Source organism: Nonomuraea sp. NPDC047897, assembly GCF_043204415.1.
In the GTDB taxonomy this organism is placed as follows: domain Bacteria; phylum Actinomycetota; class Actinomycetes; order Streptosporangiales; family Streptosporangiaceae; genus Nonomuraea.
The window spans coordinates 53,358-71,001 of record NZ_JBIDCC010000003.1; the positions used below are offsets into that span (position 1 = coordinate 53,358).

Sequence of the window (17,644 nt, forward strand, 5' to 3'; positions counted from 1 at the left end):
TCAGCTCCGGGTGGGCGCTGCCGTGGCGAGTTCGGTGGTCATCGGGGTCCAGCGGCCGGCGAGCCGTTTGGTGAGGACGGCCATCGTGGTGTACTCCAGGTCCTCCAAGGGCAGGCGGTGCGGCTCGAACGGGCCGTGCCTGCGCAGGTAGTCCATGGCCTCGTTGGCCTGCTCGCGCGCCCTGTCGAAGGCCGGATCGGCGAACAGGTCGCGCGGGCCGATCAGCTTGCCGTCGTGGATCTGGAAGCCCAGGGCCACCACGCGAGGCGGGCCGTCGAAACGGGACGGGTGCGCGTCCTCGGCGGAGACGGGCATGATCGGGGCGTGGTGGGAGCCGCGCATGCAGCCGGCCACTCCGTAGGCGAAGGTGAAGGGCTCCAGCACCTCACCCACGGCAGGCAGCCCGGACTGGCAGCGGACGATCATCACCGGGTCGTCCTTGCCGACGTACTTGCCGGCGATCAGTGACAGCCGCTGGGTGCTGGTCGCGGCCGCGGTCTCGCCGAGCGTCTTGGAGCGCACGCTGTGCACCACGTAGCGGGCCGGGGCGCCGATGTACATCAGCATCTCGTACAGCTCGGCTGGGCAGTCGAAGAAGATGCGCTTCTCCTCGTACAGGTCGTAGACCTCGAAGGCGAAGCCGGCGTGCATCTTCTGGTCGATGACCAGGCCGGCGGTGTTGAACGGGTCGGCGAACATCTTGTACAGCGGCAGGTTCCACGCTCCCGGCTCGGTCTTGTCGGCCAGGAAGCAGATCACCGGCTCCGAGGGCCGCTCCTCGAAGTCCAGCTCGGCGTAGCCGGGGCCCATGCCGCGCAGGTTGCCGGAGAAGGCGTCCGACAGGATGTCCTGGCCGGCGCCGTACAGGCCGAGCTCCTTGGCGACATGCGTGGTGGCCTGGAAGGTGTCCCAGGCGAAGGAGTGGATGAGCTCCGCGTCCGGGCCGTAGGTGTGGGTCATGACGAGCGAGACGTCGTCACCGCAGCTCGCCACGTGCCCGTCGATGAGCAGCCCCGATGCGACGGCCCGGCCGACTTCGCGGCGAGCCTCGGCCATCATGTCCGGGTGCACGGCCGAGTGGCCGACGAACCCGCCGGTGTCGGCCTTGATGATGCTAAGAGTGATCATGATGATCGCCTTCGATCGAAATCGTCCTCTTAGTGCCGATATATCCCCTTTGTGCCCAGTTTGGCATGGAAGCGTACGCATTATGCGGTTCCGGCGAATTAGCCGTCGCACCCGGCGGGAGGGTGCTACGACCCTCCTTGCTGCCTGATGGTGACGACAGAGGTGTCCTTCGCCACCGACGAGGGGATCCGTGTCTTGACACGGCGAAGCGGATACGCAACCACGTCCGGAGGGACGATGCCGCCCACACGAGCACAGAGGATCGAGCACACCGTCCAGACCGCCGACCGGGAAGGGGCGGCCGCATGTCCGAACCGATCATCGTAGGCGTGGACGGTTCACGGGCAGCGCTGGCCGCGGTGCTGTGGGCGCTCGACGACGCGGCTCGACGCGCACGCGACCTGCGGATCGTCCACGTTGTGGCGCCGTCCGTCCACGGAGGGCAACCGTATGAGCGCGCGCTCGACGACGCCGTGCGTGAGGAAGGCGAGCGGATGCTGGCCGAGGCCGCCGCGCTGGCCGCCGAGTCCCGCAAGGACGTCCGGGTGAGCACCGAACTGCTCTACGGCAACACCACCGAGATCCTGCGCGCGCAGGCCGTCGATGCGGCGGCCGTCGTGGTGGGCAGCCGAGGCGTGGACGGATTCGCCGGGCTCCTGCTGGGCTCGGTGGGACTGGGCCTCGCCGGGCACGTCGCGGGGCCTGTGGTGGTGGTCCACGGGGCGCCCGCCATCGTCCAGGGCGAGATCGTGGCCGGGGTCGATCCCGGCGACGCCGTACACCCGGCCCTCGACTACGCCTTCGAGGAGGCGCGGGCACGCGGTGCGCGCGTGCGGGTCGTGCACGCCTGGGACGTGCCGGCCGGCAGGTCGGGCACCGAAACCATCGCCCAGGCGACGCAGGAACGCGTTCGCACCGTGCTGACGCCATGGACGAAGCGGCAGCCCGGCGTCGCGGTGACCGTATCGGTCGTCCGCGGAAAGCCCGTGGCGGCGTTGTGCGAGGCGTCCGCGCGTGCCGACCTGGTCGTCGTGGGCTCGCGGGGCCGGGGAGTGATCCGCTCGGCCGTGCTCGGGTCGGTCAGTCACGGCGTCCTCCACTACGCGGCCTGCCCCGTGGCCGTCGTACGGCCACGCGTCCGGACCGACTGACGACCTGTGGCGCGTACTTGTACGCGCTGTGGACTCGTGCACGGAACAGAACTTCCGCCTGGAGCACGATGGGCGACGTCAACGAGTCAGCCGCCAGGAGGGCGGGCGGGCCGCCCGCCCTCCTGGGACCGGGGGAGGAGGGCGGGCGCGGAGGGGGCGCGCCCGTTGCGGGAAGCGGCTAGCAGGTGCCGCGCACGTAGGCCCGGAAGGTCCAGTTCCAGGAGCCGACGTACCTGGACTCGCCCGCCGGCACGCAGAAGTACTCGCTCGGCGAGATGAGATACGTCACGAGGATCCGCTCGTTCCCCGTGCCGCAGTTCCCGTACATCGCGGCGCTCCCGTCCCGGTAGAGCCCGCACTGCCGCGCCGCCGCCATGGAGATCCGCACCCCGTCCTCGGCCGGGGCGGACGCCGCGGTGGCGCCCGTGCCGCCCGCGAGGAGCGTGGCGGCGCAGAGGGCGGACGCGGCGACGGCCGCCCGGCGGGTCCTGGTGGGCTTGCTCATGGGAGCTTCTCCCTTCGGTGTGCCGGCCACCGCCGTATGCGGTGGCGAGTTCGACAGGTGGATCGTGGCGCGGCGCAGCCCCCGGTCAGAAGGGGTTTCCCGGCCCCCCGGCCAGGAGGAAACCGGGAAACGGGCTGCCACGTCGGGGTTCGCGCAGCGCCCTCGCCTGACTACAGTGAGTGTCTCGGCGGGTGCGGGCGGTAAGCGAAAGGGTGGGGTGCGCGGGTGCGGGCCGATGAACGGCAGGACACGGAGACCGGCAGCCCGGGCGCCAGCCTGCGGCGGCTCCGCCAGGAACGCGGGCTGTCCCTGAACGAGCTGGCCCGGCGCACCCACTACACCAAGGGCTACCTCAGCAAGGTCGAGACCGACGAGAAGGCGCTCACCCCGGGCGTCGCCGATCGCTGCGACGAGGTGCTGCAGACCGGCGGGGCGCTGGCCGCCCTGGTCGAACGCGGCGCCCGTGGCTGCCCGTACCGGGGGCTGCGGCCGTACGAGGAGGAGGACGCGCGCTGGTTCTTCGGCAGGCAGCGCGCCGCCGCCCTGCTCGTGAGCTGGCTGACCGAGCGGCTCCACGGGCAGGGGCCGCTCGCCGTGGTCGCCCCCTCGGGGGCGGGCAAGTCGTCGCTGCTGCGGGCCGGACTGCTGGCCGCCGTGCGGGGCGGCGCGCTGCCGGTGCCCGGCTCCCGGTCCTGGCCCGCGCTGCTGTTCACACCCGGCGACCGGCCGGTCGGCGAGCTGCTGTCGCGCGTCGCCACCGCCACCGGGCTGGACGGCGCCGCCCTGGGCCGGGCGCTCGGCGACGGCCCGGCCGCGTTCGCCGCCCGGGTCCGCGCGGGACTGGGCGGGTCCGGCACCCGGCGGCTGGTGCTCGTCGTCGACCAGCTTGAGGAGATCTTCACGCTCTGCCGCGACCCGGCGGAGCGGCACACGTTCCTCTCAGCGGTCCACGCCCTCACCGTGCCGCCCGCGCCGCCCGCGCCGCCCGCGCCACCCGGAACCGGAGGCGAGGCGGCTGCGCTGGTCGTCCTCGGGGTGCGGGCCGACTTCTACGGCCACTGCCTGGCCCATCCCGCCCTGGTGGACGCCCTGCGCGACGGCCAGCTGCCGCTCGGCCCCATGTCGCCGTCCGAGCTGCGCGACGTGATCACCGGCCCGGCGCGCGCCGCCGGCCTCACCCTGGAGCCGGGCCTGGTGGAGGTGCTGCTGCGCGACCTCGGCGTACGGCCGGGCACCCCCGAGCACCACCCCGGCCCCGTGCACGAGCCCGGCGCGCTGCCCCTGCTGTCGCACGCGATGCTCGTCACCTGGCAGCGGCGCAGCGGCGACACCCTGACCGTCGAGGACTACCGGCGGACCGGAGGCATCGGCGGCGCCGTCGCCGCGAGCGCCGAACGCGTCTACCAGACCCTCGACCCCGAGGGCCGGGAGATCGCCCGCAGGCTGTTCCTGCAGATGGTGTGCGTGGGCGAGGACGACGCCGAGACCCGCCGCCCCGTGGACCCGCGCCGGCTGCCCGAGTCGCACTTCCCCCCGGCGGCCACCGCGGCGGTGGTCGAGGCGTTCGCCCGCGCCCGGCTGCTCACCGTGGACGCCTGCCACGTGCAGCCGGCGCACGAGGCGCTGCTGCGGGCCTGGCCGCTGCTGCGCGAGTGGATCCTCGCCGGCCGCGCCGGTCTGCGGCTGCGCCGCCAGCTCCTGGAAGCGGCCGAGACGTGGGAGCGCGAGGGGCGCGACCCGTCCCTGCTGTTCCGGGGCGCCCGCCTGCAGACGGTCCAGGAGTGGGCGGCCGACGCCGACACCGGGCTCACCGTGCCGGAGCGGGAGTTCCTGGACGCCGGGCTGGACCTGCGCGCCGCCGAGGAGGCAGCCGCCCGCCGCCGCGGCCGGCGGCTGCGCCACCTGGCCGTCACCCTCGCCGTCCTGCTGGTGCTGGCCTCCACGGCCACCGTGTACGCCGCCCGCACCCAGCTCGCGGCCACCGAGCAGCGCGACGTCGCGCTGTCGCAGAAGGTCGCCGGCGAGGCCGCCGCCCTGCGCGAGGCGGCGCCGTCGCTGGCCGCGCAGCTCAGCCTCGCCGCCTACCGGCTGTCCGGCACCACCGAGGCGCGAGGCGGGCTGCTCACCGCGTTCACCATGCCCTACGCGACCCGGCTGGCCGCGGGCGACGGCGTCAACAAGGCGGTGTTCAGCCGCCGCGGCGATCTGCTCGTCACCGCGGGCGACGACGGCGTCCGGCTCTGGGACGTGACCGCCCGGCACCGGCCGCGTCTGCTGTCGGCGTTCGGCGCGGACGCCGACGACGTCGAGTCCGCCGCGCTCAGCGCCGACGCGCGCCGGTTGGTGACCGCCGGGCTCGACGGATCGCTGCGCGTCTGGGACGTCTCCGACCGGCGGCGGCCGGTCCGGCTCGCCGGGATCACCGCCCATCGGGTGTCCGCCTGGTCGGTCGCCCTGACCGCCGACGGCGCCATGGCGGCGACCACGGGCGACGACGGCGCCGTCCGGTTGTGGGACCTCACCGATCCGCGCGCCCCCCGCCCGCTCGCCTCCCTGACCGGGCACGTCGGGGCCGTCCGCGGTGTCGCGCTCAGCCCTGACGGCCGCGTCCTGGCCAGCACCGGCGACGACGACATCGGCCGCCTGTGGGACGTCTCCGACCCGGCCGCCCCCCGCCCGCTCGGCAGGCTCACCGGGCACGGCGAGGACGTCTGGGGTGTGACGTTCAGCCCCGACGGCACCCGGATCGCCACCGGGAGCGACGACCGCACGGGCCGCCTGTGGGACGTCTCCGACCCGCGCCGCCCGCGTGCGCTCGGCGTCATGGCGGGCCACTCAGGCCCCGTGATCACGACCGGGTTCGCCCCTGACGGGCTGACCGTGGCGACCGGCGGATGGGATCACGAGATCAGGGTGTGGACGGTAGCCGACCCGGCCCGGCCGCGGCTGCTGACGACGCTCACCGGGCACAGCGACACGGTCGGGTCCGTGGCGTTCCATCCCGACGGACGCACCCTGGCCAGCGGTAGCTGGGACCGCAGCGCCCGGCTGTGGGACACCGGCGGCCCCGTCGCGCGCGGGCACGAGGGAGCCGTGCGCGCGGCGGCATTCCACCCCGGCGGGCGGCTCCTGGCCACCGCGGGTGACGGCCGCGACGTGCGGCTGTGGGACGTCACCGACCCCTACCGGCCCGCCCCGGCCGGGGTGCTCGACAGCCCGTCCGGCACCACGTACGCGCTGGCGTTCGGCCGCGGCGGCACCGTCCTCGCGGCGGCCGGCGAGGACGAGACGGTACGGCTGTGGGACGTGTCCGACCCGGCGAGACCCGGCGAGCTGCCCACCCTCACCGAGCACACCGCCAGGGTCCGGGCCGTCGCGTTCAGCCCCGACGGCCGCACGCTGGCCGGCGCCGGGTTCGACAACACGGTGCGGCTGTGGGACCTCGCCGACCCCCGCAGACCGGCGCTGATCGCCACGATCCCCTACCACGCCGGCTCCCTGTACACCGTGGCGTTCAGCCCCGACGGGCGCACGCTGGCGAGCGCCGGGTTCGACGCCATGGTGCGGCTGTGGGACCTGGCCGACCCCCGCAGGCCGGCGCTGATCGCGACGCTGCCGAAGCACGCCGGCCCCGTCCACGCGGTGGCCTACAGCCCGGACGGGCGCGTGCTCGCCGGGGCCAGCTTCGACCGGACCGTACGCCTGTGGGACGTCACCGACCGGCGCGGCCCGGCCCTCCTCGCCACCCTCGACGGACACCGGGCCGGCGTCAGCGCGGTGGCGTTCGCGCCGCGCGGCGGCCTGCTCGCCACCACCGGCGACGACCGGACCGTCCGGCTGTGGGACCTCGCCGACCCGCGGCGGCCGCGCCCGCTGGCCACGCTCGCCGGGCACGCGGACACCGTCCGGGCGGCGGCGTTCGCCCCCGACGGCCGCACCCTGGCCACGGTGAGCGCCGACCGGACGGCGCGGCTGTGGGACCCCGACCCCGAGCGGGTCGCGGCCCGCGTCTGCGCCCTCGCCCACCCGGCCGTCACCCCGGCCGAGTGGGCGGAGCACTTCTCCGGCCTCGCCCACACGCCGCCCTGCCCCGGCTGACCCGCGACGGCATCGCCGCTGTCGAGGGGCTCACGCCCGCCTACGCCAGGCGATCTCCCCTTCTCGGCGTGGGTCAGTGGGTGGCGGAGATGGCATGGATCTCGATGGCGGAGCCGTAGTGGAGTTCGCTGGCTCCCGCGACGGCGCGGGCAGGCCGGTGATCACCGATCCATTCGCTGTAGAGCGTGTCGAAAGCGGGCCAGTTCGATATGTCCGTGACGTAGCAGGTGACCTGGAGCAACCGGCTGCGATCGGCTCCCAGCTCGGCCAGGCAGGCGTCAAGGTTGTGCAGCACCTGCCGTGCCTGTTCCGCGAACGGCTCGTCGGCGAGGACTCTGCCGCTCGGGTCAACCGGGAGCTGTCCTGAGATGAATGCCAAACCGGAATGAACGGATAGGTGCGAGTAATGCCCCAGGGGCGGCTGCAGTGCCGGCGTGTTCAGCAGGGATATGGGGAGGGGATGCCGCGTCGGCGACCGATCGGTCATCGAAGGTCTCATTTCTGTTTCGTGTAGTTGTAGACGCTCGCCCGAGAGATTCCCAGCAGATTCGCTATGGTGAGGGCGGAGCTGCGTGATTCGAAATAGCCTGAACGGTGCAGTTTTCGGACGAGTTCCCGTTTGGCTTCCCTGCCCAGCCCGCGAGGCGTCTGAGACCGCTCGGCGGCGAAGGCCTCGATGGCGTCCCGCAGTTCCTTGGACCTGCGGTCGCTGAGCGTCTCCACCGGCGCGGCGTCGGCCGCGCCGGTCTCTATCACGTTCGCCAGCGTCATGAGCAGAGGGGACAGGGCCGACACGTCAAGATTCAGGCAGAGCGCCGCGATGTAGCGCCCCTCGCTGTTCCTGATCCCGATGGACGTGCTCTTCACCGGACGGCCGTCGGGAAACTTGTTGGGATAGTTCTGGATGACGCTCGGGAATTCGGGGTCCTTGATGCGCTGGAGCCCGAGTTCGGTCGCGGAGTCGCCGATCTTGCGGCCGGACAGGTTGTTCTCGATCACGCGTATCGCGTGATCCGGCTGCGTGAGATCGTGGAGGACCACTTCGCACAGGCCGGGGAACATCTTTCCGACGGCGGTGGCGATCTTCTCTGCTTCGTGAAGCAGGTGTTCGTCCTCTGTCGACGTCATGTCGTCCGAACCCTTCGTCAGATCACGGCTCGTCAGATCACGGCGGCCATCGTGTCGGCTGCCTTGAGCGCTGAGCCGGTGAGAACCACGATCGTAGTCTCATCCGCGCCGATGGTGCCGTTCGCGATGTACTGATCCAGCGCGGCCACTGCCACCGCGCTCGTCGGTTCCGCGTACAGGCCCCGGGCGAGCAGTTCTCGCAGGCTCGCGCGGATGGACTCCTCGCCGATGGCGATGGCCGCGCCGTCGGATCGGTGGATCGCCTCGACCACTTCCCTCAGCCGTACCGGCGCGGAGATGGAAGCCCCTGCGGCGATCGTGGGTGTGCGGGTACGCGGGGCGGTGGACGAGCCGTTGACGCCGTCGACGATGGTGGCCCAGCTCTCGGCTTGACCGACCAGCAGGCGGGGGCGGCGGTCGATCTGGCCGGCTTCGAGCAGCTCGGTGAACGCGATGTCGCAGCCGAGAACGACGCTGCCGGCGCCCGCGACGAGGACGACGTTGTCGGGTGCGCGGAAGCCGAGCATCTCCCACATCTCGTAGGCGATGGTCTTGGTGCCCTGGAGGAAGAACGGATGCCAGTTGTGGCTGGCGTAGAACACCTCGGCCGACTGCCGCAGGGCCTCCTCGGCCACCTCGTCCCTGGTCCCCGGGTACAGCTCGACGTCGGCGCCGAAGGCCCGGCACTGCAGGGTCTTCGCCTCCGACATCGTCGCTGGAGCGAGAATCCTGGCGTGGATCCGGGACGCCGCGCAGTACGCGGAGACTGACGACCCTCCGTTGCCGGAGCTGTCTTCAAGCAGTTCGGTGACACCGAGACTCGCCAGGTGGGAGATCATGACAGCCGTCCCACGGTCCTTGAAACTGGACGTGGGATTGAACCATTCGAGCTTGAAATGGATGTTCCTGCCACGCCAGTCCAACGGCACCTGCGGCGTGAATCCCTCGCCCAGGCTCACCCGCGCCGCAGGGTCCACCGGGATCGCCGCGCCGTATCGCCACAGCGAGCGCTCGGCCGCGTCCACCTGCGACGGAGTGATGCCGGGGAGCGGGCTCATCATGAGCGGGCCGCCGTCGTCGCCGCGCCAGCGTGGTTCCGCCAGACCATAGCGTCGCCCGCTCCGGTCGACGAGGTGGGGAGTTTCCGTGGACTGCTTCATGGGTTCTCCTTCGGATGTCGACGGGATGTCGACGAGGATGTCGGTTCGGGGAGGGGCTCGTGCGAACGCCGCGGTTCGCACGAGCGATGGGTCTTCACGCGCCGGCAGGCTCGACCAGTTCGTCGCCCTTCTGCCGTGCACGAGGCTCGTCCGCCTGGGCGCCGTGCGGCATCCGCCCGATGACCGCGGTGGCGATGCCGTTGCCCAGGCAGTTCGTCGCGGTACGCCCCATGTCGAGTATCTGGTCGATGACCAGCAGCAGAGCGACGCCGGCTGCGGGAACCCCGAATCCGGGCACCACGGCCGCGACGATGACGAGCGCGCCTCGCGGGACGCCGGCCATGCCCTTACTACTGATCAGAAGGACCAGCACCATGAGAAGCTGCTGGCCGATGCTGAGGTCGACATCGTAGGCGTTGATCAGAAACGTGCCCGCGAACGTCATGTACAGCATCGAGCCGTCGAGATTGAACGCATACCCCATCGGCAGGACGAAGCCCGTCGTCCGGCGATCCACGCCGAACTTCGTGAGGGATTCGATCAGCCGGGGAAACGCGGCCTCGGTGCTGGCGGTGGAGAACGCGATGAACATCGGCTCCCGGATGGCGACCACGAGGCGGAACGCCGCTCGGCCGAGGAACAGCACCGCGACGCCCAGCATGACGACCCACAGTCCTGCCAGCGCACCGTAGAAGGTCGCGATGAACGACCCGTACGTGGTGAACGCCTCGAATCCCTCGTCCGTGAACGCCGAGGCGACGGCCGCGAAGACCCCCAGCGGGGCCAGGATCATGACGTATCCCGTCATCCGCAGCATGACCGCGGTCAGTTCGTCGATCATCGACCCGATCTTGTTACTGCCCTCCCTCTTGAGGGACAGCAGCGCCGCGCCGAAGAACATGGCGAAGATCAGAATCTGCAGGGGCTGGTTCTCGGCGAGTGCCTTGACGAAGCTCTGGGGAACCAGGTTGACGAGGAACGTTCCAGGATCGGTGGGTTCGGCCTGGAGTCCGGAGTCCGCGCCGGTCGCCTTGAGGTGCAGTCCCTCGCCGACGCCCAGCAGGTGAGCCACGCCGAAGCCGGCCAGACCGGCGATGACGGAGGCTGAGACGAACCAGAGCATCGAACGGGCGAAGATCTTGCCCAGCCCCGACTTGGCGGCGTTGATGATGCCCGACACGATCGTGGCGAAGATCAACGGCGCGATGACCATCTTGATGAGATTGAGGAAGAGGTGGGCGACGGTGTCGAAGACGTCGACGATGCCTGCTCGGACGGTGTCGTCGGTCGTCAGCTGATGGCAACTGAGTCCTACGCCGACGCCGAGAACGAGGGCTGCGGCGATGGCGATGGCGGCCTTGTTTTTCATGGGCGACTTCCTGGAAGGCTTCTGCTTCAGCGGTTGCAGCGTGGCGTCTGGTGACGGGCAGACGAGCCGATCGTCAGTCGTCAGCCCGGGAGGCCACCTGGTGCCAGGTCGTCGGCCCCTGGTGAGGGACCGCGCGGCGGGATGGTTGGCGCGGCCGCTGTGCCGATCAGGAACCGGCGACCGCTTCTTCAGGGCTGCTACGACTGGGTAGTCGTGGGGAGTGGTGCTTGTGCCCACCAACTATAGATTCGCCGTCCAAAATTGCAATAGGAGTCTAACTGTCTAAATCTCACGGCTCCCCGCCCGGTCGGCAGGGCGGCGTGGTACCCGACGGACCCGATCTCCAGCACGACCGGTCAAGGCTCCCCGATCCCCACCGCCTCGGTGAAGGTGACGCCCAAGCGCCTGCGCTGGCCGGCGCATCAGACGTCGGCTGATCGAGCAGACCTTCGACAGCCGGCCATCGCGAACGGCGGCGTCGGCGAAATAACGGCCCGACTCGTTGTTAATATAAATCGTGGCCGAATCGATATCGAGATCGATACGAGACAACCTTCCGGCCGACTCCAGGAAGATCGTCGGCCGCAGGCATGAGGCGTCCGCGATCAAGCAGTTGTTGTCGTCGTCCCGGCTGGTGACGTTGACCGGCCCCGGTGGGGTCGGCAAGACCAGGCTCGCCCTGTACGTCGCCGCCGGCCTGCGGCGGTCGTTCGCCGACGGTGTGTGGGTGGTCCGACTCGCCCATCTCAAGGACAAGGCGTTGCTGGTGCGCGCGGTAGCCGGGGCGCTGGGAGTGCGCGACGATGCGTATCGGTCTTCCTTGGACACGCTGATCGAGCACCTCCGCGGCAACCGGATGCTGCTGGTGCTGGACAACTGCGAGCATCTCGTCGGCGAGTGCGCCGGCTTCGCCGACGCACTGCTCAGTGTGGCGCCTGACGTGCACATCCTGGCCACCAGCCGGGAATCCCTGGGCGTTCAGGACGAAGCGTTGTTCATCGTGCCTCCGCTCTCCGTCCCCGCCGATGAGCAGGCGGCGGCCGGAGACCTCCAGCTCTACGAGGCTCCGGCGCTGTTCCTGGAACGTGCCAGGAAAGTCTGCCCTGATGCCGCCGCCGAGGATGCGGCCGCCGTCGCGAGACTGTGCCGGCTTCTCGACGGCATACCGCTGGCCATCGAACTGGCCGCCGTCTGGCTTCGCACGCTTTCCGTCGATCAGATCATCGATCGACTCGACGACCGTCTGCACTTTCTGCGGCAGGGCTACCGCACCGTCCTTCCCCGCCATCAGACCCTGCGTGCCACGGTGGGCTGGAGCTTCAACCTGTGCTCGCCCGCGGAACGGACTCTCTGGGCTCGCCTTTCGGTCTTCGCCGACGGATTCGACGTCAACGCCGCCGAAGAAGTCTGCTCGGGCGATCCGCTGGCACGGGAAGACATCCTCGCCCTCCTCGCATCGTTGATCGACAAATCGGTCGTCAGCAGCGACAACTCGGGCTCGCGGGCGCGGTACCGCATGCTGGAGCTGCTGCGGCAGTTCGGTGATGAGCAACTGAGCGAGAGCGGCCAGCAGGCAGCGCTGCGCCGGCGCCACCTGGCCTACTACCGAGATCTGGCGGCACGGACCAAGGCGGGGTGGTTCAGCCCTCTGCAGGCCGAGTACTACACCGGCATGGTGTCCGAGATGCCGAATTTCCGGTTGGCGCTGGACTTCTGCCTCGATGATCCGGCCTGCACCGAGGCGGGCATGCAGATCGTCAATGACCTCTACGGCTACTGGGTCTTCTTCGGCGGCCTGAGCGAAGCGCGCTACTGGCTGGAACGGGCGATCGGGCGCGGACAAGGGCCGGAGCCCGTTCGTTTCGAAGCGCTGGCGACGGAAGGGCTGTTCGCTCTCATGCAGGGCGACCTCGACGCCGCCACGGCGCTGGTCGACCAGTGTCGTGTTCTCTCCCAGAACTGGCGGACCCCCGCCTCCCAGGCGACGGTCGGCTTCCTGTCAGGAAGGCTCGCCTTGCTCCGTGGAGATTACCGGAGCGCGGTCGAGCAACTGGAGGACGCTCTGGTCTGGTACGAGCACAACGGCGGCCCCACGCGAAGCCGCGCGGTGGAAACTCCTTTTCTGCCTACGTTCTACCTGGCACTCGCGGCGTCCTTCCATGGAGATCCGCGTGCCGGCGCCTTCGCGGCGAGATGCCGGGCGATGGCCGAGGACGCGGGGGCGCCAGGCGAGATCTCCATGGGGATGTGGGTCACCGGAATCGAGCGATGGTGCTCCGGCGATGCAGGAGCCGCCGCGCAGTTGTTCGAGGCCGGTCTGCGTCAGTCGACCGGCTACAGGTACAGCCTGGCGTGGAGCATCGAGTGTCTGGGATGGGCCACTGCCGAGCGAGGCAGTCCGGAACGTGCCGCGGGACTGCTGGGCGCCGCCCACATGGTCCGGCGCGACCTCGACCTGTCCCTGGCGGGCTTCCGGGCGTATGCCGACGCCCATCAGCGGTGCGAGTCCGCCCTGCGTGCCAGGCTGGGCGATCCGGCATACGAAGACGCCCATCAGCGAGGGGCGAACCTCGACATCGACGAGGTCGTCGCCTTCGCGCTCGGCAACCACGCACCATCCGGCAGGTCCGCGCCCGCCGGCTCCCGGCCGCCGGTCACGGACGAGGCGCCGACGCTGACGCGGAGAGAGTGGCAGGTGGCAGAGCTGATCGCCCGTGGGAAGCGGAACAAGGAGATCGCCACTCAGTTGGTCATCGCGCAGCGGACCGCCGAAGCCCACGTCGAGCACATTCTCGACAAACTCGGCTTCAGCTCTCGCTCCCAGATCGCCACGTGGTACGCCGATCACCACAGGCAGCCGTCAGAACCTTGAGGAAGGTCGTCCGCAAAGGCTCCGGCCTCCCGCGGTTTCGGGGTCCTTGGTGGCGCCGGGTCAGAAGGCGTCCTGGACGATCTCCATGAGCTCGTTGTCCGTGGTCTCGACGATCGTGCGATGGACGGCGAGGTGCGGCAGCACCGTCGTCGTGAAGAAGCGAGCCACCCCCAGCTTCCCCTCGTAGAAGACGTGTTCGCCGGGGGACAGACCGCCTGCGCGGAGACGTTCTTCGGCCACGTGCGCCTGTCGTACGAGCAGGTAGGCGACCATGAGGTCGCCCATGGCCATGAGCAGGCGGGTGGTGTGCTGGCCTGCCTTGTAGCGCTCGCACGGGTCCTTCCGGCTGTTCCAGGCATGCCGGAGCATCGCATCGACCATCGCGCGGCAACTCTCCACGGCGTGAAGGAGGGCATCGTGCTCGCGGCGCAGCCGATCGTCGCTCGCGATGGTGCGGAGAAAGCCGTCGATCTCGGCCAGCAGGGCGTCGAACGCGACACCCTCGTTTCGGACGATCTTGCGGAAGAACAGGTCCTGGCCTTGGATGGCGGTGGTTCCCTCATACAGGCTGTCCACTTTCGTGTCCCGCACGTACTGCTCCAGTGGGTAGTCCTGGAGGTAGCCGGACCCGCCGAACACCTGCAGAGCATGTGCCAGTTGCTCGTAGGACCGTTCGGAGCCCACGCCCTTGACGATCGGCAGCAACAGCGCGCTCACCGCCTTCACCAGGCCGTCGTCGGCGCCTTCGTGCTCATCCAGCAGCGCTTTGTCCTGCCAGGTGGAGGTGTAGAGGGCCAGCGCGCGCAAGCCCTCCGCATAGCCCTTGAGCAGCATCAGGCTACGGCGTACGTCGGGATGGTTGATGATGGGCACCCGCGGGGCGTTCGTGTCGCCCATCCTGGCGAGGTCGGCTGACTGCACACGAGACTTGGCGTACTCCAGCGCGTTCAGGTAGCCGGTCGACAACGCCGAGATGGCCTTGACGCCGACCATCATGCGCGTGTGCTCGATGACATGGAACATCTGCGCGATGCCGTCATGGACATCGCCCAGCAGATAGCCGATCGCAGGCCCGTCCTCTCCGAACCGCAGCTCGCAGGTCGTGGAGCCCTTGAGTCCCATCTTGTGCTCGAGGTTGGTCACCCGCACACCGTTGCGCCTCAGCGGCTCGCCGGTCTCCAGGTCGAAGAGGAGCTTCGGCACGATGAAGAGGGACAGTCCCTTGGTGCCGGCTCGGGCGCCTTCGGGGCGGGCCAGCACCAGATGCACGATGTTCTCGGTGAGGTCATGTTCCGCTGAGGTGATGAAGCGTTTGACCCCCTCGACATGCCAGGTGCCGTCTGCCTGCGGCACAGCTCTCGCGCGTGCGGCTCCGACATCCGAACCGGCGTCGGCCTCGGTGAGCGCCATGGTGGCGCCCCAGTCCCTGTCGATCATGTGGCGAGCGATGGCCTGCTGCTGTGGCGTGCCCTGGCCGTACACGACGTGGCTGAAGGGAACACCGGTGCCGTAAAGGTGCACCACAGGGTTCGCTCCGAGGACGAGTTCCGCGACACCCCATACGAGCGCGCGCGGTGCGGAGACTCCGCCGAGCTCATGGGGGGCTTCCAGCCGCCACCATTCCGTTCGGCGGAGTGTGGCGTAGGCCTCCTTGACAGAGGCCGGCAGCGTGACGGTGCCTGTCTCCGGGTCGAAGACCGGGGGGTTGCGATCGGCGTCCGCGAACGATTCGGCCAGCGGCCCTTCGGCGAGCCGGGCGACCTCGGCGAGCGCGCTCCGGCAGACCTCGCGGTCGAGGTCCGGGAAGGCACTGCCCGGACCGATGATCTCGTCAATGCCGAGGACCTCGAAGAGATTGAACTCGATGTCCCGAACATGACTTCTGTAGTGCCTCATGACCAGGCTTCCTTGTGGTCAGCGGTAGTAGCGGAAGACCGGCTCGGCCACGCAGACCGGCTTGTCCGTGCCGTCCGCGCTCATGGTCACGTCGAGGACGAGCTGGAGCCCTCCGGAGACGTCGGTCACCTCGACGATCGCCGCGTCGAGCCGGACCTGGGAACCGGCCCGCACAGGAGCGGGGAAGCGCACCTTGTTGAGGCCGTAGTTGACCTTGGTGGTGGCGTCGTGCACGTCCAGCAGGTCACTCCAGAGCGGAATGACGAGGGACAGGGTCAGGTAGCCGTGCGCGATCGTCGTGCCGAAGGGGCCGGAAGCTGCCGCGACGGGGTCCACATGGATCCACTGGTGGTCCGTGGTCGCCTCGGCGAAGGCGTCGATCCGCTGCTGATCGACGGTGACGTAGGGGCTGTGGCCGAGATGCGTACCGGCGAGGGCCGGGAGATCGGCCATGCTGACGGTCTTTGCCATGACGGGCTTCTCCGATCACTCCGCCAGGTCCAGCAGGCGGATGGCGTTGTCCTTGAGGATCTTGGGGCGGGCTTCCGGTTTGATGTCCAGCCGGTCGAAGTCGGCGATCCAGCGATCCGGTGTGATCAGCGGGAAGTCCGATCCGAAGAGCACCTTGTCCTGCAGCAGGGTGTTGGCGTACCGGATCAGGTTGGGCGGGAAGTACTTCGGTGCCCATCCGGAGAGGTCGATCCAGACGTTCGACTTGTGCGTCGCGACCGCGAGAGCCTCGTCCTGCCAGGGGAACGACGGGTGAGCCATGACTATCTTGAGTTCGGGGAAGGCGGCGGCGACCTCGTCGAGCAGGATGGGGTTCGACAGTCCCAGGCGTATGCCGCCCCCGCCCGGAAGGCCGGCGCCGATCCCGGTCTGGCCGGTGTGGAACACGGCCGGTACACCCAGCGAGGCGATCGCCTCGTACAACGGGTAGACGCCTCTGTCGGTCGGGTCGAAGTTCTGCAGGCTCGGATGGAATTTGAAGCCCCGGACGCCGTGCTGGTCCACCAGCGCGACCGCCGCGTCGATGCCGGCCCGGCCCCGCGCGGGGTCGATGCTCGCGAACGGGATGAGCACGTCAGGGTGCCGGGCCGCCGCCTGAGCCACGAACGCGTTGCTGATCGGCGGGTGGCCGGTCGCGGACTGGTGGTCGACGGTGAACACGACCGCCGCCATGTTCCGTTCACGGTAGGTCTGGGCGATCTCATCCACGGTGGGGGTACGGTGCCCCGCCTTGAAGTACGCGGCCGAGGCGGCCATCAACTCGCCGCCGAGGGACGTCCCTCCCTCGTCGTCCACCTCTACGTGGACATGCATGTCGATGGCGGCAAGCGCGTCGACGCGGATCGTCGATGTCATGTCCCCTGCTCCTTCACTTCGGGAAGCGGCTCGCCGACGGATTGGGCGTGGGGCCGGAACGCCGTCGGCCACACCTCGGCGAGGGCGTCGGCGGTCCAGCCGCCGTCGGCGTAGGCGGCGACGGCCTGATGGGGATGGGTCCACAGGCTGACCTTGTCGCCACCGATGCCGATCGCTTGGCCGCTGATGTTCGCGCCTGCGTCCGAGGCGAGGAACGTCACCAGCCCGGCGGCATCCTCCGGGGTGCCGAGGGCGAGGCCGCGGCGTACGAACGCCGGCACCTTCTCTCCCCGCGCCAGCGCTTCCACGTGCTCGCGCAGGAACGGCACCGTCCTGGTCATCTCCGTGGCCGCCACCGGGATGATCGCGTTGACCGTGACGCGGGCTTTGGCCAGTTCCATCGCCCAGGTACGGACCATGCCGACGATGCCGGCTTTCGCGGCGGCGTAGTTGGTCTGCCCGAAGGTGCCGCGCTGGCCGGTCGGCGACCCCACGCAGATGATCCTGCCGCCTTCTCCCTGCTCGCGCATGCGCACTGCGGCGGCTCGGGCGCAGGTGAACGTCCCCCGGAGGTGAACATGAACGACGGTGTCGAAGTCGTCGTCGCTCATCTTCCACAGGACGGTGTCGCGCAGCACCCCGGCGTTGGTGACCATGACGTCGAGCCGCCCGAACTCCGAAACCGCACGGTCGACGAGGGCCTGGGCTGTCGCGCTGCTTCCCACCGGCGCCACCTCGCCCACCGCGGTCCCGCCGGCCCCGCTGATCTCCTTCACCGCGGCGTCCGCCTTCGCCGCGTCCACGTCGTTCACCACCACTCGCGCACCCGCGGCGGCGAGGTTCCGGGCGTATGCCAGGCCCAGACCTTGGCCGGCGCCGGTGACGACGGCGACCTTTCCACTGAGATTCACGTTTACTCCCGTTGAGCACCGATCGTCTGGTCTGGCCTGGACACTATGCATCAATAGATGA

Annotated in this window: 13 protein-coding genes; 3 read left to right on the top strand and 10 right to left on the bottom strand. The window is 69.9% G+C overall.

Going from position 1 to position 17,644, the window contains the following annotated elements:
* Positions 1–1,128: a fructose-1,6-bisphosphate aldolase/phosphatase gene (gene fbp / locus ACGF0J_RS07130; protein ID WP_393142829.1), complete on the bottom strand. Its 1,128-nt coding sequence runs from the start codon at positions 1,126–1,128 to the stop codon at positions 1–3.
* A gap of 305 nt (positions 1,129–1,433) precedes the next feature.
* On the opposite strand from fbp, the gene ACGF0J_RS07135 reads away from it, so the two are divergent.
* Positions 1,434–2,279, top strand: a complete 846-nt coding sequence (locus ACGF0J_RS07135; protein ID WP_393142831.1) for a universal stress protein — start codon at positions 1,434–1,436, stop codon at positions 2,277–2,279.
* A 178-nt stretch (positions 2,280–2,457) separates the two neighbouring features.
* Here the strand turns inward: ACGF0J_RS07135 and ACGF0J_RS07140 are convergent, their stop codons facing one another.
* Positions 2,458–2,784, bottom strand: coding sequence for a DUF6355 family natural product biosynthesis protein (locus ACGF0J_RS07140; protein WP_393142833.1), 327 nt, complete (start codon positions 2,782–2,784; stop codon positions 2,458–2,460).
* 225 nt (positions 2,785–3,009) lie between these two features.
* Here ACGF0J_RS07140 and ACGF0J_RS07145 point away from each other — a divergent pair, with 225 nt between their 5' ends.
* The gene (locus tag ACGF0J_RS07145) at positions 3,010–6,882 is read left to right on the top strand and encodes a helix-turn-helix domain-containing protein (protein ID WP_393142835.1); all 3,873 of its coding nucleotides are present in this window, start codon (positions 3,010–3,012) and stop codon (positions 6,880–6,882) included.
* Positions 6,883–6,955: 73 nt separating this feature from the next.
* Here the strand turns inward: ACGF0J_RS07145 and ACGF0J_RS07150 are convergent, their stop codons facing one another.
* The 4 genes from ACGF0J_RS07150 to ACGF0J_RS07165 all read right to left on the bottom strand — a co-directional run bounded on the left by ACGF0J_RS07150 (position 6,956) and on the right by ACGF0J_RS07165 (position 10,776).
* Positions 6,956–7,369: a RidA family protein gene (locus ACGF0J_RS07150; protein ID WP_393142837.1), complete on the bottom strand. Its 414-nt coding sequence runs from the start codon at positions 7,367–7,369 to the stop codon at positions 6,956–6,958.
* An 8-nt stretch (positions 7,370–7,377) separates the two neighbouring features.
* On the bottom strand, positions 7,378–8,010 hold the full coding sequence (locus ACGF0J_RS07155) for a transcriptional regulator (protein ID WP_393142839.1): 633 nt from the start codon (positions 8,008–8,010) through the stop codon (positions 7,378–7,380).
* Between the two features lie 32 nt (positions 8,011–8,042).
* Positions 8,043–9,170 (bottom strand): pyridoxal-phosphate dependent enzyme, encoded by a 1,128-nt coding sequence (locus ACGF0J_RS07160; protein WP_393142841.1) that lies wholly within the window; start codon positions 9,168–9,170, stop codon positions 8,043–8,045.
* A gap of 94 nt (positions 9,171–9,264) precedes the next feature.
* On the bottom strand, positions 9,265–10,776 hold the full coding sequence (locus ACGF0J_RS07165) for a dicarboxylate/amino acid:cation symporter (RefSeq protein ID WP_393142843.1): 1,512 nt from the start codon (positions 10,774–10,776) through the stop codon (positions 9,265–9,267).
* A 280-nt stretch (positions 10,777–11,056) separates the two neighbouring features.
* Between ACGF0J_RS07165 and ACGF0J_RS07170 the strand changes: the two genes are divergently transcribed.
* Positions 11,057–13,411, top strand: a complete 2,355-nt coding sequence (locus ACGF0J_RS07170) for an ATP-binding protein (protein ID WP_393142845.1) — start codon at positions 11,057–11,059, stop codon at positions 13,409–13,411.
* A gap of 60 nt (positions 13,412–13,471) precedes the next feature.
* Here ACGF0J_RS07170 and ACGF0J_RS07175 read toward each other — a convergent pair whose 3' ends face one another.
* From ACGF0J_RS07175 to ACGF0J_RS07190, 4 genes are read right to left on the bottom strand one after another with little or no spacing between them, the layout of a single operon-like run.
* Positions 13,472–15,307 (bottom strand): acyl-CoA dehydrogenase, encoded by a 1,836-nt coding sequence (locus ACGF0J_RS07175; RefSeq protein ID WP_393142847.1) that lies wholly within the window; start codon positions 15,305–15,307, stop codon positions 13,472–13,474.
* 18 nt (positions 15,308–15,325) lie between these two features.
* Complete coding sequence (locus ACGF0J_RS07180; protein ID WP_393142849.1) at positions 15,326–15,778, bottom strand: MaoC family dehydratase; 453 nt, start codon at positions 15,776–15,778, stop codon at positions 15,326–15,328.
* A 15-nt stretch (positions 15,779–15,793) separates the two neighbouring features.
* Positions 15,794–16,672, bottom strand: a complete 879-nt coding sequence (locus ACGF0J_RS07185) for an amidohydrolase family protein (RefSeq protein WP_393142851.1) — start codon at positions 16,670–16,672, stop codon at positions 15,794–15,796.
* The gene (locus tag ACGF0J_RS07190; protein WP_393142853.1) at positions 16,669–17,583 is read right to left on the bottom strand and encodes an SDR family NAD(P)-dependent oxidoreductase; all 915 of its coding nucleotides are present in this window, start codon (positions 17,581–17,583) and stop codon (positions 16,669–16,671) included. Before ACGF0J_RS07190 ends, ACGF0J_RS07185 begins: the two co-directional genes overlap by 4 nt.
* Positions 17,584–17,644 lie beyond the last annotated feature (61 nt).

Bases quoted from the DNA above. Each gene is read 5' to 3' on its own strand.
- fbp (WP_393142829.1), bottom strand. From the start codon at position 1,128: ATGATCACTCTTAGCATCATCAAGGCCGACACCGGCGGGTTCGTCGGC.
- ACGF0J_RS07135 (WP_393142831.1), top strand. From the start codon at position 1,434: ATGTCCGAACCGATCATCGTAGGCGTGGACGGTTCACGGGCAGCGCTG.
- ACGF0J_RS07140 (WP_393142833.1), bottom strand. From the start codon at position 2,784: ATGAGCAAGCCCACCAGGACCCGCCGGGCGGCCGTCGCCGCGTCCGCC.
- ACGF0J_RS07150 (WP_393142837.1), bottom strand. From the start codon at position 7,369: ATGACCGATCGGTCGCCGACGCGGCATCCCCTCCCCATATCCCTGCTG.
- ACGF0J_RS07155 (WP_393142839.1), bottom strand. From the start codon at position 8,010: ATGACGTCGACAGAGGACGAACACCTGCTTCACGAAGCAGAGAAGATC.
- ACGF0J_RS07160 (WP_393142841.1), bottom strand. From the start codon at position 9,170: ATGAAGCAGTCCACGGAAACTCCCCACCTCGTCGACCGGAGCGGGCGA.
- ACGF0J_RS07175 (WP_393142847.1), bottom strand. From the start codon at position 15,307: ATGAGGCACTACAGAAGTCATGTTCGGGACATCGAGTTCAATCTCTTC.
- ACGF0J_RS07180 (WP_393142849.1), bottom strand. From the start codon at position 15,778: ATGGCAAAGACCGTCAGCATGGCCGATCTCCCGGCCCTCGCCGGTACG.
- ACGF0J_RS07185 (WP_393142851.1), bottom strand. From the start codon at position 16,672: ATGACATCGACGATCCGCGTCGACGCGCTTGCCGCCATCGACATGCAT.